19 protein-coding genes are annotated in these 24,196 nt (G+C 56.6%); 1 reads left to right on the top strand and 18 read right to left on the bottom strand.

The genetic code is table 11. From position 1 onward, the window contains the following. From ACFE7X_RS21785 to kduD, 14 genes are all read right to left on the bottom strand, one after another. A partial coding sequence (locus tag ACFE7X_RS21785) for an aldehyde dehydrogenase family protein (protein WP_375437799.1) occupies positions 1–901 on the bottom strand: 901 nt, incomplete at its 3' end. A 166-nt stretch (positions 902–1,067) separates the two neighbouring features. Beyond that, positions 1,068–2,426 carry a Gfo/Idh/MocA family oxidoreductase gene (locus ACFE7X_RS21790; protein WP_375437800.1) on the bottom strand — a complete coding sequence of 453 codons (1,359 nt, stop codon included), beginning with the start codon at positions 2,424–2,426 and terminating at the stop codon, positions 1,068–1,070. 150 nt (positions 2,427–2,576) lie between these two features. Continuing rightward, positions 2,577–3,608 carry a class 1 fructose-bisphosphatase gene (gene fbp / locus ACFE7X_RS21795; RefSeq protein WP_375437801.1) on the bottom strand — a complete coding sequence of 344 codons (1,032 nt, stop codon included), beginning with the start codon at positions 3,606–3,608 and terminating at the stop codon, positions 2,577–2,579. Between the two features lie 170 nt (positions 3,609–3,778). After that, the gene (locus ACFE7X_RS21800) at positions 3,779–4,255 is read right to left on the bottom strand and encodes a nuclear transport factor 2 family protein (protein ID WP_375437802.1); all 477 of its coding nucleotides are present in this window, start codon (positions 4,253–4,255) and stop codon (positions 3,779–3,781) included. A 127-nt stretch (positions 4,256–4,382) separates the two neighbouring features. Then, a complete protein-coding gene (locus ACFE7X_RS21805; RefSeq protein ID WP_375437803.1) occupies positions 4,383–5,714 on the bottom strand; it encodes an MFS transporter in 1,332 nt (443 codons plus the stop codon). 77 nt (positions 5,715–5,791) lie between these two features. Then, a complete protein-coding gene (locus tag ACFE7X_RS21810) occupies positions 5,792–6,463 on the bottom strand; it encodes a bifunctional 4-hydroxy-2-oxoglutarate aldolase/2-dehydro-3-deoxy-phosphogluconate aldolase (protein WP_375437804.1) in 672 nt (223 codons plus the stop codon). Positions 6,464–6,474: 11 nt separating this feature from the next. Further along, the gene (locus tag ACFE7X_RS21815) at positions 6,475–7,482 is read right to left on the bottom strand and encodes a PfkB family carbohydrate kinase (protein WP_375437805.1); all 1,008 of its coding nucleotides are present in this window, start codon (positions 7,480–7,482) and stop codon (positions 6,475–6,477) included. Between the two features lie 120 nt (positions 7,483–7,602). Then, positions 7,603–9,051 carry a glucuronate isomerase gene (gene uxaC, locus ACFE7X_RS21820; RefSeq protein WP_375437806.1) on the bottom strand — a complete coding sequence of 483 codons (1,449 nt, stop codon included), beginning with the start codon at positions 9,049–9,051 and terminating at the stop codon, positions 7,603–7,605. Positions 9,052–9,219: 168 nt separating this feature from the next. Beyond that, on the bottom strand, positions 9,220–10,872 hold the full coding sequence (locus tag ACFE7X_RS21825; RefSeq protein ID WP_375437807.1) for a UxaA family hydrolase: 1,653 nt from the start codon (positions 10,870–10,872) through the stop codon (positions 9,220–9,222). A 141-nt stretch (positions 10,873–11,013) separates the two neighbouring features. Further along, a complete protein-coding gene (locus ACFE7X_RS21830; protein ID WP_375437808.1) occupies positions 11,014–12,549 on the bottom strand; it encodes a tagaturonate reductase in 1,536 nt (511 codons plus the stop codon). A gap of 11 nt (positions 12,550–12,560) precedes the next feature. Next, on the bottom strand, positions 12,561–14,636 hold the full coding sequence (pelA, locus tag ACFE7X_RS21835) for a pectate lyase (protein WP_375437809.1): 2,076 nt from the start codon (positions 14,634–14,636) through the stop codon (positions 12,561–12,563). A 79-nt stretch (positions 14,637–14,715) separates the two neighbouring features. Next, positions 14,716–15,057 carry a cupin domain-containing protein gene (locus ACFE7X_RS21840; protein WP_375437810.1) on the bottom strand — a complete coding sequence of 114 codons (342 nt, stop codon included), beginning with the start codon at positions 15,055–15,057 and terminating at the stop codon, positions 14,716–14,718. Between the two features lie 6 nt (positions 15,058–15,063). Beyond that, positions 15,064–15,894, bottom strand: coding sequence for a 5-dehydro-4-deoxy-D-glucuronate isomerase (gene kduI, locus ACFE7X_RS21845; protein WP_375437811.1), 831 nt, complete (start codon positions 15,892–15,894; stop codon positions 15,064–15,066). A gap of 121 nt (positions 15,895–16,015) precedes the next feature. Further along, positions 16,016–16,786 (bottom strand): 2-dehydro-3-deoxy-D-gluconate 5-dehydrogenase KduD, encoded by a 771-nt coding sequence (gene kduD, locus ACFE7X_RS21850; RefSeq protein ID WP_375437812.1) that lies wholly within the window; start codon positions 16,784–16,786, stop codon positions 16,016–16,018. Positions 16,787–17,093: 307 nt separating this feature from the next. Here kduD and ACFE7X_RS21855 point away from each other — a divergent pair, with 307 nt between their 5' ends. After that, complete coding sequence (locus ACFE7X_RS21855) at positions 17,094–18,146, top strand: LacI family DNA-binding transcriptional regulator (protein WP_375437813.1); 1,053 nt, start codon at positions 17,094–17,096, stop codon at positions 18,144–18,146. 112 nt (positions 18,147–18,258) lie between these two features. Here ACFE7X_RS21855 and ACFE7X_RS21860 read toward each other — a convergent pair whose 3' ends face one another. From ACFE7X_RS21860 to ACFE7X_RS21875, 4 genes are all read right to left on the bottom strand, one after another. Next, positions 18,259–20,208 carry a glycoside hydrolase family 88 protein gene (locus tag ACFE7X_RS21860; RefSeq protein WP_375437814.1) on the bottom strand — a complete coding sequence of 650 codons (1,950 nt, stop codon included), beginning with the start codon at positions 20,206–20,208 and terminating at the stop codon, positions 18,259–18,261. A 201-nt stretch (positions 20,209–20,409) separates the two neighbouring features. Next, the gene (locus ACFE7X_RS21865; protein WP_375437815.1) at positions 20,410–22,089 is read right to left on the bottom strand and encodes a glycoside hydrolase family 28 protein; all 1,680 of its coding nucleotides are present in this window, start codon (positions 22,087–22,089) and stop codon (positions 20,410–20,412) included. Positions 22,090–22,143: 54 nt separating this feature from the next. Further along, positions 22,144–23,793, bottom strand: a complete 1,650-nt coding sequence (locus tag ACFE7X_RS21870; protein ID WP_375437816.1) for a RagB/SusD family nutrient uptake outer membrane protein — start codon at positions 23,791–23,793, stop codon at positions 22,144–22,146. A gap of 53 nt (positions 23,794–23,846) precedes the next feature. Then, on the bottom strand, positions 23,847–24,140 hold the full coding sequence (locus ACFE7X_RS21875; protein ID WP_375437817.1) for a hypothetical protein: 294 nt from the start codon (positions 24,138–24,140) through the stop codon (positions 23,847–23,849). Positions 24,141–24,196: the final 56 nt, after the last annotated feature.

The following is a 24,196-nucleotide window of genomic DNA, read 5'->3' on the forward strand; positions in this document are numbered from 1 at the left end:
GCTCCACCACAAAGCGCACGTAGGCCGTGCAGCGCTGCTTGCCGTAGTCGTAGCCTTTCTTGAGTTGGTCGGCCAAGGTGGTCCAGTCTGAGTAGTTCCAAATGCCATAGGTGTTCACGCCTTCCATTTCCAGCATGTAGCGCTTGTGCACCGAGCTCAGCGCATCCGCAATGTTGCGCCCGTTGTAGCGTCCGCCCACAAAGCTAAGGCAGTCGATGGCATCGTTCTTCACCAGCACGTCGCTCAACTCGCCACCCGAACCGCTTACCAGCGTGACGGGCAGGCCGCAGCGGCGGGCAATGGCAAAAGTCAAACTCAAGGAAATAAAGCCGCCATCGGTGGGCGTTTTGGCAATAACTGCATTGCCGGCCAGCACCTGCACCAGCACCGCATGCAGCAGCACCGACATGGGGTAGTTCCAGCTCGCAATGTTGCTCACCAGCCCCAGCGGCTTGCGTTGGCCCAACATGCCTTCGATGTTGTCGACGTACCACTGCACGCCTTCAATGGCGCGGTCAATGTCGGTGAAGCCGAGCTTGTAGGTTTTACCGATTTCCCACATAATCAGCTTGCCCGTCAGTTCCACCTGCTCGCGGAGTTGGTTGAGGCAGTCCTGCACGCGGCTCTTGCGCTCGTCGAGGTCGGTGGCGGCCCAAGCGGGAGCTTCGCCTTTGGCGAATTCCACGGCCCGGAGTGCCGTTTCGCGGTTCAGCATGGGCATCCAGCCAAGCGAAGTACCATCAATAGGCGAAGTGAATTCGCGGGGCTTACCAGTTTCCTGCCACTGCCCTTCCATCAGGTTTAGAATCTTACCATCCGGCGTAAAAACCTCTGGTGTAACAGCTTTCATCTGGTTCAGCAAACCGCCGAACTCCACTTGGGGCGAAATGATTTTGGGCATGAAGAAGAGAGGAACAGGCTGGAAAGTTGAGTTCAACGCTGCTCCCAAAGGAAGGGTGAAATAATTTGACTTGGTAATGCTGCCGCTCTGCTGAAGGCAATCTACAGCAAGGTGGCCCCACAAACCTCACGTTGCGGTTCGTAGGGCCACCTTGGTTGCAAAAGCCTTACGCCTTTACGGCTACGGGCTTAAGATCCGTCAAGTCAGCAATGCGAACCGGCTGGCCGCTGGCAACGCTTTTACGGGCCGCAATACCTACCAGAATAGCCATGGCACCGTCGCGGCTGCCAGCAGCTTGGCGGTAGGTATCTTGGGCTTCGGGATGACGGAAGATCTGGGCCCGCAGCAGCTTGTCACCACCGCCATGGCCTTCGGCTTGGGGCACTTGAATGTATTCGACCTTACCGAAATTGTGCGACACCATAATTTCGTCGTAGGGCTCTATTTTCATGGCCCCGGCTTCTTTGATCCACGCATCAATGCGGCCCTTGGTACCATTGAAGGCAATGCGGTAGCCCTCGTAGGGCGAATACGCCGTGAGCGAATAGCTGACTTGCGCCCCGTTGGCGTACCCAATGGTGGCCCCCATCTTATCGAAAATGTTTACGTCTTCTTTGAACACGCAGCCGTCGCGCAGGTAGCCGTCGTACTGCTCGTTTTCGGCGTACAGCGCCATCAGGCGGGCGTCTTTGGTGATGTCCCAGTAGTAAGGACACTTGGCTTTGTGGGGGCAGGGCCGACAGTTGCTGAAGCGGAACGGGCCATTTTTGCCGTAGTTTTCCAGCGCCGCTTTGGCGTATACCGTCTCCGGCTCCGATTCCAGCCACCAGTTCAGCAAATCAAAATGGTGACTGGCCTTGTGCACCCACAGCGAGCCGCTGTTCTCGGTCAGGCGGTGCCAGCGCCGGAAATAGTCGGCACCGTGGCGGTTGTCGAGGTACCAGTGAAAATCAACCGACGTAATCTTGCCGATGGTGTCTTTGCGGAGCAAATCGTAGATTTTCTGACGATGCGGTGAATAGCGGTAGTTGAACGTGACGGTTACCTTCTTACCCGTCCGCTTTTCGGCATCGAGAATGGCTTGGCACTTGGCTTCGTCGGTGGTCATGGGCTTTTCCGACACAATGTTGGCCCCCATTTCCATGCCCTTGATGATGAACTGGTCGTGGGTGGCATCCACGGTGGTCACAATCAGGATTTCAGGCTTGGCCTTGCGCATCATCGTTTCGAAATCCGTGTAGGTAGGACACGAAACCCCCATCATCTTTTTCGCCGTTTCTGCCCGCCCTTTGTTTTTGTCGCACAGGCCCACAAACTCGATAACGTCGCGGTGCTCATCTAGTAGTTGGGTGCCCCACATGCCGCTGCCACGGTGGCCGGTACCTACCATGGCTACGCGTTTCTTAGCAGCCGGCGCGGCTGCCCCAAACACTGAGAGCGGTAGCGGCGTCATCAGGCCCGCCGTCGCGAGCATCGATTTTTGCAAAAAATCGCGCCGAGAAGAGTCGTGTTGATTTGGGTTCATAAAATGGGAATTTAGAAGTGAACAAATGAGGGAGGCACCTGCCTACTATGCCATATGCTTGGCAAGAAGCCCGGAATTCAAGCGGCTAGAGAGTTGGGCACTTCCGGATTAGCCAGGGCTTAAATTCTTATTGCAACTCTCAAAGTGGTTTTATTTAGCTTCCGCTGATGCCAGCATCGTTTCGCCGGAAGCTACCAGGCTGCGCACCATATTGGTGGAGCCAATGAAGATTGGGGTGCGCTGGTGTAGCTGCGTGGGCACAACATCAAGAATGGCTTCCGTGCCGGATACCACTGCTTGGCCACCGGCCTGCTCGATAAGCATGGCCAATGGATAGCACTCGTAGAGCAAGCGCAGCTTTCCATTGGGGTTCTTACCAGTAGGCGGATACAGGTAGATGCCCCCGTTGAATAAGTTACGGTGATAATCTGCTACCAAGGAGCCGATGTAGCGCCCGGAATACTCTTTGCGTTTGCAGTCCATTAAGTAAGATCGCACGGCTTCCGGATAGTCAAACCAGTAGCCTTCATTGCAGGAAAAAATGCGACCATCCTGCGGAATGCGGATATCAGGATGCGAGAGAAAGAACTCGCCCAACGACTGCTCGTAGGTGAAACCCATTACACCGTGGCCGGTGGTGTAGACGAACATGGTGCTCGATCCATACAGAATGTAGCCCGCGGCTATCTGCCGCCGGCCACCCTGCAAAAAATCCACCGCCGTAGCCTTCGTTCCGACCGGCGTCACGCGGCGGTAGATGCTAAACAGCGTGCCGATGCTCACATTCACGTCGATGTTGGAGGAGCCATCGAGCGGGTCCATGGCCACCACGTAGTTGCCAGAATCGTTGTCGATGTGGATGATATCGGCTTCTTCCTCCGAGAGAATAGCGCAGGCTTCGCGGCCGTTTTTCAGCGCCCTCACGAACCGAATATGCGCTTCCATATCCAGCCGCTTTTGCTGCTCGCCTTGCACGTTCTGCGTGCCCAAGCCTCCGGTAATGTCTGCCAGACCGGCCCGGTTAACATCTCGGTGCACGATTTTGCCCGCTAGCGCCAAGTCGCGTAGCAGCTGCGACAATTCACCCGTGGCAAACGGAAAATCTGCCTGCGCACGCATAATGTAGCGCTCCAGTGTAATGCCAACCGGTTGGGCTAGTGTATTTTCCTGATTAATACTCATGAAAAGGAAGGGGCTAATAGGTGAGATTTGGACAGAGCTACCCCAGCCCCTCTGGAAGAGGGAGTATGGTTTAGGGTTCTACTATATAGAAGAAGCTAGTAATGGAATCCTTCTCTTGAGAGATTCCACGGCGTGAGGCGCCGCAAGCAACTTGAAGGCACCAAAGGCGCTTAGCTCTTTACTTCAGGCTGCTTCTGCGACTGCCAGAGCACCACTTGCCACCCTTTTTTTGGGTCCTTTACTTGCACCACCACGTACTTGAGGTGGGCAACATTAGGCGTCCCGTCGGGCTTGTTAGGTTGGTAGATAGTGATGGTACCGTTGACTACCGCCGTCTTGCCGTCGTTGTAAGCGCGTACGTTCAGGGCTTCCACGTCAATCTTATCGTACACGCTTTTGCCGTCGCGAATCGACTGGATATACTCGGTTTTATTGTTTTGCTTGCCGTTAGAGTGGGTATAAACCAAGTCGTCGCCGAATACTTTTTCCAGCACGGTATAGTCCTTTTTCACCTGTGCCTCAAAGCGCTGGCGCTCTAGCGCTTCCACTGCTTTGGCCGCTGCGGCGTCTTTCGTGTTTTGAGCGAAGGTGAGGGCTGGTAACGCAAGCAAGAGCAGAGCCAGCAGGAAGCAGGGTATTTTTTTCATGGCAGTAGGAAGGTGGGCCCCGACTTTTGCCGGGCGCAATGGAGAGTAAGAAGAAAGCGGCCAGCTAACCGGACAAGTGAAAAACCGCGCTGTTTTTACCTCGTCCCGTAGGCTGCCAAATGGTGCGTTAATCCAGTTTTACTTGCGTCATGCGCGGCGACAAGAAGTGCATCACCACCCAGGCCAGCAGATACGCTGAGCCACAAATCAGGAAGATAATGTTGTAGCCCGCGTTGATGTCGCCTGCCGCTTTATAGGTGTCGAGCAGATAACCAATGAGCAACGGAAACAAAATTCCGCCTACCGAACCGGCCATGCTACCGATGCCAACAATAGAGCTGACCGCTTTTTTCGGAAACATGTCCGATGCCGTCGTAAAAATGTTGGCACTCCAGGCTTGGTGCGCAGCGGCAGCCAAGCTGATAAGAGCTACTGCCGGCCAAATGCTGGTGGCATAACGGGCCAGCATGATCGGCATTACCAATAGGGCAAACACGAGCATAGCCGTTTTGCGAGCCTTATACACTGTCCAGCCTTTCTTGATAAGATAAGACGAGAAGTAACCTCCCCCAATGCTGCCTACTGTGGTTAGGGTATAGACTACCACCAGCGGCAGGCTAGGTTTTTTCAAGTCCAGATTGAAGGTGGTCGAGAAGTAAGACGGCAACCAGAACAGAAAAAACCACCAGATCGGGTCCGTGAGCAGCTTACCGAACACGAAGGTCCATGTTTGGCGTACGCTGAGCAGCTTACCCCAAGAAATGGTCTTACCATGGTCTCCTTCAGCTTCTTCCGGTTCGTTGTCGCTGTGGATGTACGTGTACTCATCCTGCGTAAGCTTGGGCTGTTTAGATGGAATTTGATAAAAAAGCCACCAAAAAATCAACCAGACAAAGCCAATAGCCCCCGTAATTACGAAAGCTTCCTCCCAGCCATAAGCTCCCAAAATCCAAGGCACCATCACAGGGGCCACAACGGCGCCGATGTTGGCGCCGGAATTGAAAATGCCCGTTGCTAAGGCCCGCTCTTTCTTCGGAAACCATTCCGCTACCGTTTTGATAGCGGCCGGGAAGTTACCTGCCTCACCCAGTCCGAGAGCCGCGCGGGCTACCCCAAAACCCAGCGTGGAGGTAGCAAAGGCGTGGCCAATGGCAGCACCGCTCCAGGCAATAATCGAAATGATATAACCCTTCTTGGTACCAATAAAGTCGATGATCCGACCGAAGGCCAGCAACCCAATAGCGTAGGCCGCCGAAAAGGCCATGACAATGTAGCCATAGGTGGTTTCCGACCAGTTGAATTCGGTTTCCAGCGTCGGCTTCAACAAACCAATTACTTGGCGGTCAAGGTAGTTGATACTAGTCGCGAAGAAAAGCAACGCTACTACCGTCCAGCGGTATTTGCCGATGGTGGTGGCGAGCGGTGGCGCAGGCGGCGATTGGGTGGGGGATGGTATCATCGAGTTCGGAAAATAGAGTCAGAGCTACTACTGTTGGGAAAACCGACGGCGCAAACAATGCGCCACCTGGCGCGGCGTTACTTTTTCGCGGTATCTACGAACTTCAGCAGGCTCGCAATTTGCTGGCTTAGGGCTGCCGTATCGTCGGCGTTTTTGAAGAGCTGGGACCCCATACCTACCACATTCACGCCCGCCTGAAACCACTCCTGGAGGCTTTCCTCAGTGGGCTCCACGCCACCAGTCACCATAAGGGGCACTTTCGGCATGGGGCCGCGCAGGCTCTTAATGAAACCGGGCCCCACCACATTGCCAGGGAATATTTTGACAATAGCCGCTCCTAGCTTGTTGGCTTGGTATACTTCCGAAACGGTCATGGTGCCGGGCAGCCACAGCACGTTGTGGGCGTGGCAGACGGCTGCCACCTCTGCCGTCAGGCAGGGCTGTACTACGAAGTCGGCGCCGGCGGCAATGAACCGCTCGGCATCATCGGCCTCGTAAATCGTGCCGATGCCAAGCAGCATATCCGGGCAGTTATCGTGCACGAAAGCTACCAGTTCGCTGAACACTTCAAATGCCTTTTCACCGCGGTTCGTGAATTCAAACACCCGCAAACCACCCGCGTAGCAAGCCTGCACGATGCGCTTGGCGTACGTCACGTCGGCGTGGTAGAAAACGGGCACTATGGGGTAGCGCAGCACCGTTTCGAAAGCTTCGGCGGATGAGAATCGAGATTTGTTCTTGGTTTCCATTTGCTGATTTTCTACCGTACCAAACGGCCGGTGGTATTGCCTTGCATTACGTGCTCTACTTCGGCGGCCGTCACCAGATTCACGTCGCCGTGGATGGTGTGCTTGAGGGCCGAAGCGGCCAGCGCGAAGCTCAGGGCTTCGGCAGGCGTAGCGTACTGTAAAGAGCCGTAGATAAAGCCACCCATGAAGGCGTCGCCGCCGCCAATGCGGTCCACGACGGGCGTGATATCAAGATACGGGGTTTCTGTATACGAGCCGTTGAAGAGCATGCCCTTGATGCGTTCGTGCGAGGCACTTTGCGTTTTGCGGCGGGTGGAAATCACTTGCTTGATCTGAGGAAAGCGAGTGATAAGCTGCTCCCCCATCGAAGCAAAACCATTGTCGGCGCCGGGCACAGCGCGAATGCCGAACAAGTCGTCGGCATCGTTTTCCGAACACACCACCACGTCGCAACCAGCTACCAATTCTGTCATTACGTGTTGGGCGGTCTGGCCGTACTGCCACAGGTTGCGGCGGTAGTTAACGTCGGCTGAAACTGTGATACCCAACCGGCGCGCGGCCGCAATGGCATCGGCCGTAGCCTGCGCCGTAGCAGCTGAAATAGCGGGCGTAATGCCGGTCCAGTGCAACCACTGCGCGTTTTTCAGAATCTCGTCCCAATGAAAGGCCGCCGGGTCGAGCTTGGCAAAAGAAGAATCGGCCCGGTCGTACACCACTTTGCTAGGCCGCAACGAAGCGCCTACTTCCAGAAAATACAGCCCTAACCGTTGGCCGCTGTACACGGTGTGTTGCATGTCGACGCCGAGGCGCTGAAAGCTTTGCGCGGCGGCTTGGCCTAACTCGTTGGGGGGGAAGCAGGTGACGTGCGCGGCGGGTACGCCCAAGCCAGCCACGGCGGCAGCCACGTTGGCGTCGCCGCCGCCGTAGTTCACTTCCAGGCTAGCCGACTGGGTGAGCCGATAGTTCAGGGGCGTCGAGAGACGCATCATAATTTCCCCGAAGGTGACAACCTGTTTCATTGTATTGCTGTGTACCACGAAGCCACGCTTCGTATCGTTGCTGAAGTTGACAGTAGCTCGAAATTTAAGCTTCGCACCTAATGAGTGAGGCTCACAAACACGAGCCGGATGGTGAGTGCCTTACGAACGTAGTGCCGCGGCCTCCAATGCTGGCTCCGGCACTGCATCGAACCCGAAATAGCCTTTGGCGTTGCCGTAGCAGATATTCTTAACGATGGTACCGAGTAGCGCCATATCGTCGGGCAGTTCGCCGTTTTCCACATCCGTACCGATGAGGTTGCAGAGAATACGGCGGAAGTACTCGTGGCGTGGGTAGGACAGGAAACTGCGCGAATCGGTGAGCATGCCCACAAAGCAACTCAGCAAGCCCATGTTCGACAAGGCGTTGATTTGTTTTTCCATGCCGTCTTTCTGGTCGAGAAACCACCAGCCCGAGCCGAACTGTACCTTGCCCGCTACCGAACCGTCGTTGAAGTTGCCGACCATAGTAGCTATCAGCTCGTTATCGGCCGGGTTCAGGTTGTAGAGGATAGTTTTGGCTAGTTTGTCTTGCCCATCGAGCCGATTAAGAAACTTGGACAGCGCGCGGCCTTGCGAAAAATCACCAATAGAATCCCAACCTGTATCGGGCCCGAGTTGGCGGAGCATGCGGGAGTTATTGTTGCGCAACGCGCCCAAGTGATACTGCTGCGTCCAACCCTTTTCCCAATCCATTTCGGCTAGTAGCACCAGCATGGCTGACTTGAATTGCAGCACTTCGTCGGTCGTCAACTCCTCCCCGCCCCTTACTTTGGCGAAGATGTCGTTGATTTCCCCTTCCGTATAATTGGCGGCATAAATCTGCTCTAGGCCGTGGTCAGACAATCGGCAGCCAAGAGCGGCGAAGTAATCGTGGCGCAGGCGCAGGGCAGTTTGCAGGTCGTAGAACGTGCGGATATCCACGGCGGCGGCTTCCCCTAGCTTGTCGAGGTACTGGTTGTAAGCGGCGGCATCCTCCGGCGTCATGGCCTTATCGGCGCGAAAGGTGGGCAGCACGCGCACCTCGAAGCCACTGGCGGCAATGACACGATGATGCTCCAGCGAATCGGCGGGGTCGTCGGTGGTGCATACCACTCTCACGTTCATGCGCCGCAGTAGGTTCCGGACCGTATATTCCGGCGTCTGGAGCTTGGCGTTGCACTCGTCGTAGATGCGGCGGGCGCTGTCTTTGTTCAGCAGTTCCGTGATACCAAAGTAGCGCTGCAACTCCAGGTGCGTCCAGTGGTAGAGCGGATTGCGCACAGTCTGGGGCACGGTTTCCGCCCATTTTTCAAACTTTTCCCAATCCGACGCATCACCGGTAATAAAACGCTCCGGCACGCCACTCGTGCGCATGGCGCGCCACTTGTAATGGTCGCCGTAGAGCCAGATTTGCGTGATGTTCTCGAACTGCCGGTCCTGCGCAATCTGATCGGGCACCTGATGCGAATGGTAATCGATGATGGGCATCTGCTTGGCAAACTCGTGGTAGAGCTGCTGCGCAGTTTCCGTTTGTAGTAGGAAATCCTCGTCTAAAAAGGGCTTTTTCATACTTACTTAAGTAAAGCTAGGTGCCGAGAGCGGGAAGGTTTGCTTCACGCCAGTTCTGAAATGTAGTGGACTGCTACGTTTTTGCCACCCTGTAGTCTCCTACTCGTTGCAGACTTTCAGGCGAAAAATGCACTCAATCTTGTAAAAGGCCGAAGCAAGGCGTCAGGCTTATAGCGAAACACCGCGTTTCCAAGGAATAAAGTCGGTTTGGCCGTGGCGGACGGCGGCTACTTCTTCGCCGCTGGCTACCCGAACTATGTAGTCCAGAATCCGCTCTCCGGCTTGTTCAATGGTTTCTTCGCCATCGATAACCGTACCCGTATTTACGTCGATGATATCCGGCATCCGTTTCGCCAAAGCCGTGTTGCTGGCAATCTTGATAACCGGGGCGATAGGGTTGCCAGTGGGCGTACCGAGACCGGTGGTGAAGAGCACCACGTTGGCCCCCGATCCGACTTCGGCCGTGGTAGATTCCACGTCGTTGCCGGGAGTGCAGAGCAAGTTCAAGCCGGGCTTGGTTACCGGCTCCGGATAGTCGAGCACCGCTACTACCGGCGAACTGCCGCCTTTGCGGGCCGCTCCCGCCGACTTCATAGCATCGGTAATCAACCCGTCCCGGATATTGCCTGGCGAAGGGTTCATGTCGAAGCCCGAACCCACGGCCACGGCGCTGTCGCCGTAGGCTTTCATGAGCGAGCTGAACCGCTCGGCCGTGGCGTGGTCTACGCTACGGTCTACCAGTTCTTGCTCGACGCCACACAGCTCCGGAAATTCGGCTAGAATAACCGAGCCGCCCAAGGCCACCATCAAATCTGAAACGTGGCCCACAGCGGGGTTAGCCGAAATGCCCGAAAAGCCATCGGAGCCACCGCATTCGAGGCCGATGCACAGCTTGCTAAGCGGCGCGGGCTGGCGCTGGAGTTGGTTGGCTTGCATGAGGCCCGCAAATGTTTGGCGCAAGGCCATACTTACCAACGTTTCTTCGGTGCCCAACTTCTGCTGGTCCAGAATGAAAAGAGGCTTGTTGAAGTTGGGGCTGCGCTTGTTGATTTCATCTTGCAACATGCTGGCCTGCGCGTTCTGACAGCCGAGGCTAAGCACCGTAGCACCCGCCACGTTGGGATGCGTGATGTAGCCGGCCAGCAGGCCGCAAAGGCTTTGTGCGTCCTGCCGAATACCGCCGCAGCCGCCCTCGTGGCTCAGGAATCGAATGCCATCCACATTAGGGAACGGCTTTGATTTCTGATGTCCTTCTTCGGCACTGCGCAAGTCGGTGGCAAGAATTTCTTCCACTGACTTGCCAGCCTGCATTAGAGCCAGCAGTTCCTGCGTTTGGGGCTGGTACGATTTGCGGCGGGCGTAGCCAAGGTCATTTACCAAGGCTTCTTCGAGCACCTGAATGTTGCGGTTTTCACAGAAGACTAGCGGAATTACCAGCCAGTAATTGGCCGTGCCCACGCTGCCATCGGCACGGTGGAAGCCCATGAAGGTGCGGTCTTCCCACTTCGATACGTTCGGGGCGGTCCAGGCCGCGCGGCGCTCCTGGTTTTCGCCGTAGCTGTCGGTGGCGTGGCGCATGTTGGCAGTGGTAAGCAACCCTCCCACGCCAATGGCCTGCGCCGCTTTGCCAACCAGCACTCCGTACATGTGTACCGGGTCGCCGGGGGCCAGGAATTGCATGGCTAGTTTGTGCTTGGCCGGAATCCGTTCAGTGGTCGTGACGGTGGTGCCGTCGTAGGTAACGGGCGTGCCAACGGGCAGGTCCTGCAAGGCTACCAGCACGTTGTCGTCGGGGTGGATTTTAGCTACTAGATGCTTCATTGCTTGAATCTTGTTTACGGTTTTTTCAAACCGGGGAGAGGCCCTAAAGTACCATCTCTGGAATAACTGTAAGTTGTTTTGCTTCCTAAATTAAGTGGAATCCTTGGTTTATGCGGAGCTAAAACAAAATACAATTCAATTTCATTTCACGGCTGCCTGCTGCTCTACGGTCCGGTTCAACACCTTAGTCAGCGTGGCCTGCGCCCCGTGCTCGATGAGCTGTTTCAGGTACTGGCTCACCTCGTCGGCGAAGCCAGGTACGGCCAATAAGTCGTGGCCCCAGAGGGTGGTATTGTGCAACACGGTGCGGACCAGCTCAGTGGGCGCAAGCCGGTTCCAAACATCAGCGAAGTAAGCGGCCTTATCGTCCTGAATAAGATATTCCATTCCATTTATCTCGCCGTGCCAACCACTGGCTTCCTGGCGAGTACCGCGCATGAACAGCAAATAGGCTGCAAAACCCAATGCCACGTAGTGCGGTACGGCGCCCAATTGGCGCGAGTAGTGCAGCAGTGTGGGCACGTTGCGCATTTGCTGCTTGGTGGTGTAGTTAAGACTGATGCTCAGCCAACGGTGCTCAATGAACGGATTGCGGAACCGGTCGAGTACCTGCATGCCGAAGCGCTGGCCCACCTTCTCATCAATGGGATAGGGAATGCCAGGCAGCAAGTCGGCCAGCATTAGGTTGTGCACAAAGCTGGCAAAATGCTGATCATCCATGGCTTCGCGCACGGTCGTGAAACCGCACAGGATGGCCAGCGCGCAGCTAAGCGTGTGGGTACCGTTGAGCAAACGCAGCTTTAGCTCCCGAAACTGGTTGATATCAGGCTGAATAACGACGCCCTTATCTACCTGATGGAACGAGAGAACCTCCTGCACGTGCTCGTTGCCCTGAATGGCCCACAGCGTGTACACTTCCGACATCGTCAGCAGCTCGTCGTCGTAGCCCAATTGCTCGGCCAAGCTGTCTTGCATCGATACGTCGGGCCGGCCGGGCACAATGCGGTCTACCAGCGAGTTGCAAACGGAATTGGCCGTTTCCAGCCAGTCGATGAACTCGGCGGGCAGGTTGTTGCGGTGCGCCTGCTCGAGCAGAATGGCTTCGAGCTTGGTGCCGTTGTCAACAATGAGCTCGGTGGGCACAACCACGAGGCCCTTGCTTTTATCGCCGTTGAAGGCTTGGTAGCGGGCATATAGGAAGGCCAGCAGCTTGCCCGGAAACGAAACCGGCGGCGCCTGCGTCACGTCATCAGCCACCAATTGAATACCCACTTCGGTGGTATTGGAAATAACTACGGTTAGTTCGGGGTTAGCAGCGCAGGCTAGTATCTCGTCCCATTGGCTTTTGGCCGACAGCACCCGGCTAATGGCCGAGCACACCACGTTTTCTTCCACGGTCTGCCCATCTTCAATGCCGCGCACAACCAGCGTATAGAGTCCATTCTGGCGCTCGAATGCCGTGATGTCGCCGCCATCGGTGCTCTTCACTACCACTATGCGGCCGTTGAACACACCTTGGCGGTTGGCTTTATCGATAAAGTAATCGGGCAGGCCACGCAGCAGCACACCCGTACCAAATTGCAGCACCTTCTCAGGCAACTCGAAATGCGCGGCGGTGGGAAGAGCAGCCGCCGTACTAGGGGCCGAAAGGACGAGGGATTTCGAGAGGTGGGGCATAGCGGAAATACTTATTTACTTGCCTGTGTAGTAGTGGCAGCATACTTTTGCTGCCATTGTGGGTAGGTTTTGGTGAGCAGCTTCGCCGGCCAAGTGCCCGCGTAAACGTAACCCGCCCGGCGCTCATTTTCGATTTCAGCCAAGGTGTAATGTACCTGGCTGTCGCGCCCTACGTAAATCGGGCGGTTGGTTTCGAGGTCGTAAAACCGGGCCCACAACGTGGCACCGGGCTCCGGCACTATCACCCGGTCGCGGCCGGTGGGCTGGCTCGGGTCTTTCGTTTCTTTCAGGGCCAAATTCGGCATTTTCACGGCCTCGAACCACGCTACGGCGCTGGTAATAGCCTGCTTCACTGCCGGCGAGGGATTCTCGATTTCCATCAGGAATTCTACAATGCGCGCCGATTCAAAACCGCTGAGCGATGCTAGCTCGAAGGCCCGGGCCTTAGCGGGTTGCAAGGTCTTTTCGTCGTGCTGCGCGCACCACGCCGTGCGCTTGCCTTTTTGCACGTACTGCGTTTTCAGAATGCAATCCACCCCGCGCTCCACTGCTTGCTTGGCTTGGCCCACTAACTCCGGATTCACAAGGGCAAACTCGTCTTGCTGCTTGGCCACACTCCGCAGCAAGTCCAGCACCCGAATCATGGCGTTGTCGTTGTAGGTGATGAGGTGGCGGTAGCTGCTGGCATCGGGATAGTACTGCGGAAAGCCCCCGTTGGGATACTGCATCTTCAGCAGATACTGGATGCCGCGCTCCGCGCCCTGCCGGTAGGCGGGGTTGTTGGTGCGCTTGAAAGCTTGCAGCAGGTAAGTGATTTCGCGGGTAGTAGCGTTGTTGTCGATGGTGGCATCGTTGCGGCCCGCATCGGCCAGTGTAGCAGCCCGCTTCGCCGCCGACAGTGGTTTGGTGTAGTCCACCTTCTCCTCTACCGACGCAATTTTCACAGCCTTAGGCCAGCCGCCTACGCTGCGCTGATACACCAGCATCTTTTCCGCCACGCTGTCGGCCTGGTCGGCGCGCAGATTAACTGCTGCGGGCATCACCGAGTTGGTGTTGGCAAGGTTAGATGCTGCCAACGCCACCGTTGCCTTCTTACCTGACACCGGGTACCAGCGTCCGCCGTACGTCCAATCGGCCGTGATTTGGGATGCTTTAGGGGCCCCTTCGGCGGCGCTTAGGTTGTCTTTGTACCAGGCAAAGTCGCCGCCTTCGCGGTGGCAGTTCACGTAGTACACGCGCCGCCCCCACTGCTTGGCCCCCGGCCCCGATTGGGCCCAGTAGATGTCGGCGTCGGCCATGTTCTTAGCGAACTTGCAGTCCAGCAAATAGAACTGGGCTTCCCGATGGAAGCGGCCCAGCTTGAAGTTGTCGTCGCCCTCGAACACGCAGTTTTTCAGCACTGTTTTCGAGTCTTTGTTGCCGGAGCCATCGTGCCAGATGGCGGCGTTGGGGTTGTGGCAGATGAAGCGGCAGTTTTCGGCATAGGCCCAACCGCGCGGGCAATAGAAATCGACGCCGCCTTCCATGGTGCAGTCCTGGAAGTAGTACAGGCCCGCGTCTACATCCCACGGGCTAACGGTGTCGCCGCCCAAGGCCCGGAACGTGCAGTGCTTCACAATCAGGCGCGTGGTGCCGGGCATGGTGCGCAGCGCCATCTGGTGGCCGGTTTTGCTGATGCTTTTCTTTTTGGTCGGGTCGGTGGGGCAGGCTATGGTTACTTCCCCTTTCGCGTCGAAGCCGTAGGTGTTGAGCACCGTCAGGTTTTCGAGCGTGATGTCGGGCGAATTGCGCATGTTGAGCGTAGCTACGCCCCAATCATCGGCGCCGGCTACTGAGTCGCAACGCCACTCGTCGCGGGCCAGAGCATAGGTCAGAATTACGCCCTTTTCGCTTTGGCCCTTAAGGGTAATCTGTTGCTTACCGTCCAAAAACACCTTTTCGCGGTAGGTGCCATTCTTGATGTAGACGGTGCGCGGCTTGGTGGCTTGGTTGGGTAAACTGTTGAGCGCGGCCTGGATGGTCCGGAAATTTCCCGAACCATCCGCCGCCACTGTCACCTGCTGAGCCCGGGCTGAAAAGATCCCCATCCCCCCTATTCCCGTCAGCAGGAGCAGTAGTTTTCTTGCTATGATTAGCTGAATCTGCATTAGTTGAAAATAGAACCAGCTATATAAAATCTTCGCGCATGGGGCTGAACGTATCCAGCAGCATGCCCGCTTCCAGACACTCCACGCTGTGCCACACGTTGGAAGGCGCGTAGAACACGTCCCCAGCCCGCATTACGCGCGTCTCCTCGCCCACCGTTGACTTGAATATCCCGCTTTCCACGTAGGTCATCTGCGTATGCACATGATGATGCAAGGCGCCGATACCACCCTTCTCGAACGCTACCCGGACCAGCATCATCTGTGGATCATAAGCCAGCACCTGGCGGCGCATACCTTCGGCTACCTGCGTCCAAGGCTGGCGGTCGTTGTCGAGCAGAAAGTTGGTATCAGTGGTTGACATAAAGAGTTAGCGGAGTTGGTCGAGGGTAACGGGGTCCATGTCGGTGTACTCGAGGTTTTCGCCGGCCATGCCCCAGATAAAAGTGTAGTTGCTGGTGCCGCAGCCAGTATGAATCGACCACGGTGGCGACAGCACGGCTTGGCCGTTGTTTACCCACAGGGGGCGCGTCTGCTGCGGCTCGCCCATCATGTGCAGCACCCGCTGGTTTTCCGGCAGATCGAAGTAAACATACACTTCCATGCGCCGGTCGTGTACGTGCGAGGGCATCGTGTTCCAGACGCTACCGGCTTTGAGTTGGGTTAACCCCATCACCAGTTGGCAGCTCTGGATACCTTCCAAGTAGATGTACTTATAGATGGTGCGCTCGTTGGCCGTTTCGGGCGTACCGAGCTGTACCGGCGTAGACTCGGCTTGCGTCATGCGCCGCGTAGGATACGCGTGGTGCGCCGGGGCCGAGAGCAGGTAGTACTTCGCGGGCTGGCTAGCCTCAGAAGAGGTGAAAATCACTTCCCGAGCATCTTTCCCCACGTAGAGGCAGTCTTGGTTGCCGAGCTCATGCACCGTGCCATCCACGGTAACCTGGCCGGGCGCTCCGGTATTCAAAATACCAAGTTCCCGACGTTGCAAGAAGAAGTCGGCCTTCAGATTTCCCGGGTTCGGCAGCGTCAGCGGCTCGGTGGTTGGCGTGGCGCCACCCACAATCATGCGGTCGTAATGGGTGTAGACCAACTCGATGTTGCCCGCAACAAACAGATTTTCAATCAGGAAATTTTCCCGCAGTTCGTCTGTGTTCATTGCCGCTGTTTCGCGCGGACCGATGGCATATCGTTGGGTCATGAGGTGAGTTTGCGAAGTGATGAAATTATGAATGGATGCTTTGCTTGGGTAGCGAATCTAATGCTTTCCGCCACGTATTCTGAACGTCAGGCGCATCAATTCGCGCTTAGCTACCTCACAACTACCGTCCCATCCAGCCACCATCAACGGTGAGGATGGTGCCGTGCACGTAGTCGGCGGCGGCGGAAGCGAGGAACACGGTGGGTCCTTTGAAGTCGTCGGGGGTGCCCCAGCGGCTGGCCGGAATGCGGCTCAGAATGCTCTGACTACGGTCGGGGTCGTTGCGCAAGGCTTCGGTATTGTCGGTGGCAACGTAGCCGGGGGCAATGGCATTGACGTTCACGCCGCGCCCGGCCCACTCGTTGGCCAGTGCTTTCACTACCGAACCAATGGCCCCTTTGCTGGCGGCGTAGCCGGGCACATTGATGCCGCCCTGGAACGTAAGCAAGGAGGCGGTAAAGATGATTTTGCCGCTGCCTTGCTTGAGCATCTGCCCGCCAATGGCGCGGGCCAGCCGGAAGGGCGCATCGAGGTTGATACGCAGCACTTCATCCCACAACTCATCGGAATGTTCGGCGGCCGGGGCGCGCTTGATGGTGCCGGCATTATTGACAAGAATGTCGATCTGCGGAAAGTCGGCTTGCACTTGAGTTATAAAAGAATCCACCTGCGCCCGGTCGCCGAAATCGACTTGGTAGGCTTTGAACTCGCGCCCAAGAGCCTGAACGGCCTGTTCGGTTTCGCTGCCTGCCAAGGCTAACGAGGCGGATACGCCGATAATATCGGCACCGGCTTCTGCCAATCCGATGGCCATGGCTTGGCCGATGCCGCGGGTGCAGCCCGTTACCAGTGCGCGTTTGCCAGTCAAATCGAAGGAGGCAGCAAGAGCCATGCGAATAGGAGTTTGTAAACTTTTCGGGAGAAAATAATGTACTTTTCGTACGACAGACAGCACATCTGTTCTGTTAAGATTAAAAGTTGTGTACTCCAAAAGGAAGAATAGCACAATGTTTATTCGCGCAAACGTTATCGGGAACGTTGCCAGCGTACGGCCCGACAAGTAACAATAGTTGAGCTAATGCGAAATCAGTCAGCTATTTCTACTTTCAGCCCCGAAAGCCCCTCCTCACTGCTTTTTGCAGGCATTGCACTTTAGAAAGCTCACCCCCTACTCTAGCCCTTCCAAATCCGTCTGACCGTTGGAAACATTCACGATAAAAGACATTGCCCGCGAGTTGAACCTTTCCACTTCCACGGTGTCCCGCGCCTTGCGGGGCAGCTACGAAATCAACCCGGAAACGAAGCGGCTGGTAATGGAGTGTGCGGAGCGGCTCAACTACCGTCCGAACCCTATTGCGCTCAGCTTGAAAGGCAGTGCTAGCCGCGCCATCGGAGTTATTGTGCCCCAAATTGCCAACTACTTTTTCTCGCAGGCCATCAACGGCATCGAGGCCATTGCCTACAACCGCGGCTACCACGTTATCATCTTCCAAAGTCAGGAATCCTACGAGCGGGAAACAGCCAACGTCAATCAAGCCATGTCGCGCAAGGTTGACGGCCTATTGATTTCGCTTTCAAGCGAAACCTCGGATGTGACCCACCTGCGCGACGTAATCGACAAGAATGTGCCCGTAGTTTTGTTTGACCGAGTGTCGGCGGAACTGAACGTGACGCAAGTAGTGGCCGATAATTTTGGGGGTGCTTTTGCCGCTACTGAACACCTGATTCAGTCGGGCCGGCGGCGCATTGCGCACCTTACTATTCAGCCTTGGCTGAGCATCACGCAGGAACGCCTGGCTGGCTACCGCGCCGCCTTGGAAAAGTACGGCCTGGAATTCGACGAAAATCTGATCCGCTACGGCACTTTTGGCCCCGACGAAGTAGGCCCGATGGTAGATGAGCTGATGGCCCTCGACCCGATTCCCGACGCCTTCTTCACCGCTTCCGACCGGTTGGCCGTGGGTTGCCTAAAAGCGCTGCACCAACGCCACTTGGCTATTCCCGAAGACGTATCGCTCATCGGTTTCACCAACTTGAACGTAGCTGATCTACTGGCACCTTCGCTGAGCACTGTGGTACAACCCGCCCAAGAAATAGGGCAAGTAGCTGCCGAACGGCTGATTGACTTAATTGAGAACAAGCAGCGCGCTAAGCCCGTCAACACCGTCAAAATCCCGACCGAGCTTATCGTTCGGGACTCCACGCGCCTAACCGAGGACGCCGCGCACATGGGAGTAGGCCGGATGATATGATTTGAGAGGTGGAAGTTTAGAACTTGTTTAAAGTCAATACATAATAAGACCGTCATGCTTCGGCTATGCCTCTGCATGACGGTCTTGTGAGTAGGGCTCTAAGTTCTAAATCCTAGCGCCCAGTTTGTTGTAGCAGCCAAGTAGCTAGATCTTTACCAGCCTCGAAGTTGTCGAACGTATCCGGGATTTTGCGGCCGTCGGTGTACTCGTTGTACAGCCACGGGTCGCCGATGGCAAACACGGTTCCCTTACCCAATTTGGCGGTAGCCATGATAACGCTGCTGCCCGTGCTGACCAGGGGTGTTGCCGGGCTTTTCAAGTTCAGCACCGATAGTTCTTTCACGTAGGCAGTTTTGGCGGTTTTGAACACTGAATTGCCGGCCGAAAATTTCACCAGCCCTTGCTCGAATTGGTCGCCTTTCACCATGTTCATGCTGGTGTTGGTGAAGGTGATGCCAAATGCTTGCGCCAGCGTGTTGAAGCGCGGAATCTCACAGTTCGAGGTGTCGTTGGCCATCAGCACGAGGGTGCCACCGGCTTTCACCCAATCCGTTACGGCCTGCACGTCGGCGGGCTTCACGAAGTTGGGCTGCGGCGACTCTTTCTTGCTGTCCGGATCGACGATGATGTACACGTTCACGCCTTTTAGCGAGGCGGCCGTGGGCGCCGTGGGCACCGTTACGGTTTTGGCGCCTAGCTCACGGAACTGGTTGCCCCACAAGTAAAAGCCGCCGTGCGTGCGCTCTTCCCAGGTGTAATGCCAGGTCTCAGGCTCCCCGCTGAGGCTGTTTTTGCGGGTTTCATGGTTGAAATAGTTGTCTACGGCTACGGTCTTGCCTTTGCCGAGCACATTTTCCGCGGCAATTTCCATTTCTACGCTGGCCAGAATAAACGGCCCGACCCCTTTCAAGTCGTTTTTGCGGAGCGGCTCACTCAGGTAATACTCGAAGCTACCGTCTCGGTACGGAGTGCCGCCGAGGCCGCCCACACTCACCGTACCGTTGAAAGCCACTGCGTTGTTACCCTCGGTAGCCACAAAGGATTTGAGCAGGCCGTCGTAGCCTTTCTTGGCAACGGCCGCATATTTGGTGTCCAAGTAGCCCATGCGCACGCCTTTGGCCAGCGCGTACACAAACATGCTGCTGCCCGAAGCCTCGGCGTAGTTGCCTTTGCGCGTAGCCTGGTCTACCACCAACGACCAAGTGCCGGTTTTGGGGTCCTGGTACTTAGCTAGCACCGGGGCCAGGCGTTGCACATCCTTGATGAGTTGGGCCCGTTGCGGATGGTTGGCAGGGAAATAATCCAGCACGTCTACCAACGCCATGGCGTACCAGCCCATGCCCCGGTCCCAGAAGTTCGGCGACTGGCCGGTGGTTTTGTTGGCCCATTTCTGCTCTTTGCTTTCGTCGTAGCCGTGGTAGAGCAGGCCGGTTTTGGGGTCCACCAGGTTCTTCTCGATGAGGGCGAACTGCTTGGCCACATCGTCGAAACCAGCGGGCTGATTGAACAGCTTGCTGTACTCGGCGTAGAACGGCTCGGCCATGTAGAGGCCATCCAGCCACATCTGGTTGGGGTAGATTTTCTTGTGCCAGAAGCCGCCCGCTTTGGTGCGCGGCTGCCCATCAAGCTGCTTGCGCAGAAGCTGCGCGGCTTTCACGTACTTCTGCTGGGTTGCTTGGCTGCCCAACGACAATTGAGCTAGTGTTAGTAGCGCGTGGCCGGTAGTTAAGTTGTCGAGGTTGTAGTCTTCCAGTTTGTAAGTGCGAATGGTACCATCGGGCTGTACGAACTGGTCGAGGTCTTTCTGGATGTACGTGTAGTAGCGGGCGTCGCCGGTACGCTCCCACACGCGTTCCAGCGCCTTCATCATCAGCCCCTGCTCATAGTCCCAGCGGGCCGTTTTGCGGGTGCCAATCAGAATGGAATCGGGGTGCCAGCTAATGAAAGCGTCGGCCATGCGCTGCGACATTGCCGGACTGGTTGCTGGCTTGGCAGGCGTTTGCGCGTTGGCGGTAAAGGAGGCCAGCAGGAAGCCAGCGGAAAGGAAGCGGCGGAAGGACATGCAGTGAATTTAAGCTAAAACTATACGAGAAGTTGGTTTCACTTCTCAGTTGAGCAGGACCGAAAGGTAGTTGGCCGACGTGTCAACAACTTGCGTCCGTCCTGCTTGATCTGGCATTACTACTACAACGGTAAGCAGGATACCTCAACTAAACAACTCTCGCAACGGGGTCAATTGCCCTGGTTGCGCGGAGAAGAAGCGCTACCGCTGCGAAATGGTAACCACCTTTTTGGCTACTTTCTGGCCGATTTCCACGTCCTTCTTCGCCGATTTGGTGTTGGTGTTAACGAGTTTCACGGCTTTGCTCCGGTCGCCGGTAACACGCAGCAACAGGTCGGCGCCGGTGGCGTAACTGATATTGTCGAGGGTGATGTTCTGGCTGTTCTGGACTTCGAGCACCGGCTTGGTGTCCGTGGAAAACAGCGACACGTTTTTTAGGCGGATGCCGTTGGCTTCCTGACACACGAGGCCTTTCTTGCTTTCCAGCACCGCGTTTTCTATTTCGATGTCCTTGATGTTCATTTCGGGCAGGCCGCGTACCAGAATACCAGTGGCCGCCCCTTTACAAGTCACGTTCTTGATGCGGAAGTTGCGGAACTGCGGTGTGCCTTCCCCCAGTGGCTCGGCTTTGATTTCCGGAATGGCGAAGGCCTCGCCCGTTACTTGCACGGGGTCTTTGGCGGCGTAGTACATATCAAACAAGATAGCCTCGCCGGCAATATCGGTCATGTCGACGCCGTCCACGAAGATGTTCTCAACCACCCCGCCCCGGCCGCGGGCCGTTTTAAAGCGCAATCCTACATCTGTGCCAATAAAGGTGCAATTGCTCACGTAGAGGTTGCGCGCGCCGCCCGACATTTCACTGCCAATCACGAAGCCCCCGTGCGCGTGGTACACTTTGCAGTCGCGGATGATGAAGTTTTCGGTGGGCACGCCGCGCTTACGCCCTTGCTCGTCGCGGCCCGACTTGATGCAGATACCATCATCGCCCACGTCGAAGGTGCAGTTTTCTACAATGCCGTTGCGGCACGATTCCAGGTCCAGCGCATCGGTATTTTGGCCGTACCAGGGGTTGCGGGCCGTTACGTTGCGCAGCGTAATGTCTTCGCAGAGCAGCGGGTGAATGGTCCAGGCCGGCGAGTTCTGGATGGTAAAGCCTTCGAGCAAGATTTTCTTGCAGCGCTGGAGACTCAGCATGTTGGGCCGCAGAAAGTCCTTGATAGCGGCGAAATCCGCAACGTCTTTGCCGGGCTGCAAGATGCCGGGCTTCTCGGTGGTGGAGCCCTTCAACGACTGCGCCGTCGGGTACCAAGTCGTGCCCTTGGCATCGAGCATCCCGCCCGACTTCACCAGCTTCTGCCACTGGCCTTCGCTGAGTTTCTCTTTCTTCACCATGCGCCAGGCGTCGCCGGCTCCGTCGAAGGTGCCTTCCCCGGTGATGGCAATGTTTTGCAGATCATAGCCCGAAATCGGCGACTGGTTGCGCACAGCGTCCACGCCTTCCCAGTTGGTTTTTATTAACTTGAAATCTGAAAGCTTGCTGCTGAACTGCACCAGCGCGCCGCGCTTGACGTGCAGGTTCACGTTGTTTTTCAGCTCGATAGGCCCCGTGAGCCACAAGCCGCGCGGTACCAGCACCACGCCGCCTTTCTGGCTGCACGCCTCAATAGCTTTGCGAAATGCGTCGGTATTCAACGTCTGGCCGTCGGCCACCGCGCCATACTTGACGATGTTGAATGTGTCTTTGCTGAACGAAGGCTCTATCACTTTCGGTAGGTCGGGCACGGCAGTTTCGCGGGCTACCGGCTTTTCAGTTGCGGGCCGGAAAGCGAGGGAAGAGCTGGCGACGAGGGCAAGAAGGCAAACGGTGAGTTGTTTCATAATGGAAAGTAAAACCCCACTGGGTGGATTCCCAGTGGGGTTTCGAGGAAAATGTTATCTGTATCCTTGATTTTGCGTGAACTCCGTGCCGTTGAGAATGGCATCCAACTGCCGTTGCGGAATGGGCCGCACTACATGGTAATCCTGGATGCTGGGGCCCGCTTCGGGATTGTTGGCCCGCACCCGCGACAGCAGCCGACCCGTGCGCTTAAGGTCGAACCAGCGCAACTGCTCCCCCGCTAGCTCCCGCGCCCGCTCGTCCAGAATGAAATCCAAACTCAAATCGGAGGTAGCTATTTCCATTTGGGTTTCTCTGCCCGGAATGGCGGCCCGCCGCCGCACTGTGTTGATTTGGGTAACTGCCTGTGGCAAGTTGCCGAGCTTGAAATTGGCTTCAGCGGCCATCAAATACACGTCGGCCAGCCGGATAACGTAGGCGTCGCGGGCACTTTGCTCTTCCTGGATGGTAGGCCGGGTGGGGTCCTCAAACTTGCGCAAGCACACATACTGCAAGCGGTTTTTGGCCGTACCGTTGGCGTTGTAGATGTCATTTACGTCGAAGACACGGTATTTCTTGGCGTTGCGGACAGCCGTGGAAACCACTTTTTTGGTGGCCAGAATAGCGGTGTCGCCAATCGCCAGATTACGAGCACCTGTCACAACGGTATTGGCAGTCCAAACCGTCCGGAAGGAAGCCGCGTAGCGCGAGTCTCTGGTTTCATCGAACAGATTGAGCAGATACCTAGAGGGCATGAACCGGTTGAAAGGCCGACCGTTGGCAATGTCGCGGGTCATACCGGGCTGGTCGTCGTACTTCATTAGCCACATCACATGGCCATTGTTACCGCCCCGTGGATGTCCGTCGGGGTAAAGCGTGGCGTCCACCCGGTCGTTGAGGGTTAGCTCTTTAGAGTAGTTCACGGCCCACACAATCTCGCGGTTTTCCAGGTTGGTCATCGACCACAAGCTGGCGTAGCTCGGTAGCAGCTGAAAGCTATAGCCGGAAATAACTTTCTGCGCCAACGTTGCGGCTTGCTGGTTGTTGCCGCGCGTGAGGTAGATTTTGGCCAGAAACGCCTCGGCGGCCGGCTTGGTTACCCGCCCAACGTCGGCGGTGGTATTGGGCAAGTTGGCAACGGCCACGTTCAAATCTTCGATGATCTGGGCGTAAAACTCATCAACCGAGGTGCGGTTGGCCGTAGTTTGTACGCCGTTAGTTTCGGTGGTAGTGAAGTGCACGCCGCCCCAGCTTTCCACAATGTGCCAGTAGTAGAAAGCCCGCAGAAAGCGTAATTCTCCTTCCCGGATGGTTTTCTGCGCGTCAGTCATGCCCGAAGTGCCAATCCGGTTGATGCCGGCGTTGCACAGGTTGATGGCCGTGTAGAGCTTGCCCCACATGCTTTCCACGGCCCGCGAGCTGGATTGCAGGGTGGCGTAATCGGTCAGGTCGGGGTTGACGTCGCCGGCCCCGCGCAGCCACAAGTCGGTACCCATTTCCGACATGCTGTAGCCATCTTCTTTGCCGTACCACCAGCGGGTGTAGGAATACGCGGCATTCACGAGGCTCTCGAAGCCGGCCGGCGTGCTGTACACGGCATCGGCCGTCAGGCCCGAGGGGTTGAATTCTTCCAGCTGCTTTTCGCAGGAAGTAAGCAGGGCCAGCGCGCAGGCAGCTAAACCCAAGGTTATTTTAGAGAATTTCATTTTCGTAGTCGAGTACAAGTTAGAGAGGTGGGCGCTAGCTGTTTAGCTGCCTTCTAGAAGCCCAGATTGATGCCGGCCGATACCACCCGCGGAATGGGCGTGGTAATGGCGCCGCCCCGCTCGGGGTCGTAGTTATCAATCTCGCTGAGCGTCACCAGGTTCTTGCCCTGCACGTACACCCGCGCCGAGCTGATGGCCACTTTGCTTAGCCAGGCAGTTGGCAGGTTGTAGCCCAGCGTCACGCCCCGCAGCTTCACGTAAGAACCGTCGCGGTAGCCGAGCGTGAAGGCGACGGGGGAGCCGACGAGCACGTCGTTGGTCAGGCTCGAGCCGCGCGAGGCGAGCACGCGCGCGCCCTGCAGGAGGACGAGCGTCGCGAAGAGGCCGATCAGCACGATCCGCG

The organism is uncultured Hymenobacter sp. (assembly GCF_964242765.1).
Lineage (GTDB): Bacteria > Bacteroidota > Bacteroidia > Cytophagales > Hymenobacteraceae > Hymenobacter.

Coding starts and splice junctions, on each gene's coding strand:
- ACFE7X_RS21860 (WP_375437814.1), bottom strand. CDS start 20,208: ATGTCCTTCCGCCGCTTCCTTTCCGCTGGCTTCCTGCTGGCCTCCTTT.
- uxaC (WP_375437806.1), bottom strand. CDS start 9,051: ATGAAAAAGCCCTTTTTAGACGAGGATTTCCTACTACAAACGGAAACT.
- ACFE7X_RS21825 (WP_375437807.1), bottom strand. CDS start 10,872: ATGAAGCATCTAGTAGCTAAAATCCACCCCGACGACAACGTGCTGGTA.
- kduI (WP_375437811.1), bottom strand. CDS start 15,894: ATGACCCAACGATATGCCATCGGTCCGCGCGAAACAGCGGCAATGAAC.
- ACFE7X_RS21810 (WP_375437804.1), bottom strand. CDS start 6,463: ATGGAAACCAAGAACAAATCTCGATTCTCATCCGCCGAAGCTTTCGAA.
- fbp (WP_375437801.1), bottom strand. CDS start 3,608: ATGAGTATTAATCAGGAAAATACACTAGCCCAACCGGTTGGCATTACA.
- kduD (WP_375437812.1), bottom strand. CDS start 16,786: ATGGCTCTTGCTGCCTCCTTCGATTTGACTGGCAAACGCGCACTGGTA.
- ACFE7X_RS21800 (WP_375437802.1), bottom strand. CDS start 4,255: ATGAAAAAAATACCCTGCTTCCTGCTGGCTCTGCTCTTGCTTGCGTTA.
- ACFE7X_RS21865 (WP_375437815.1), bottom strand. CDS start 22,089: ATGAAACAACTCACCGTTTGCCTTCTTGCCCTCGTCGCCAGCTCTTCC.
- ACFE7X_RS21790 (WP_375437800.1), bottom strand. CDS start 2,426: ATGAACCCAAATCAACACGACTCTTCTCGGCGCGATTTTTTGCAAAAA.
- ACFE7X_RS21870 (WP_375437816.1), bottom strand. CDS start 23,793: ATGAAATTCTCTAAAATAACCTTGGGTTTAGCTGCCTGCGCGCTGGCC.
- ACFE7X_RS21805 (WP_375437803.1), bottom strand. CDS start 5,714: ATGATACCATCCCCCACCCAATCGCCGCCTGCGCCACCGCTCGCCACC.
- ACFE7X_RS21830 (WP_375437808.1), bottom strand. CDS start 12,549: ATGCCCCACCTCTCGAAATCCCTCGTCCTTTCGGCCCCTAGTACGGCG.
- pelA (WP_375437809.1), bottom strand. CDS start 14,636: ATGGGGATCTTTTCAGCCCGGGCTCAGCAGGTGACAGTGGCGGCGGAT.
- ACFE7X_RS21840 (WP_375437810.1), bottom strand. CDS start 15,057: ATGTCAACCACTGATACCAACTTTCTGCTCGACAACGACCGCCAGCCT.
- ACFE7X_RS21815 (WP_375437805.1), bottom strand. CDS start 7,482: ATGAAACAGGTTGTCACCTTCGGGGAAATTATGATGCGTCTCTCGACG.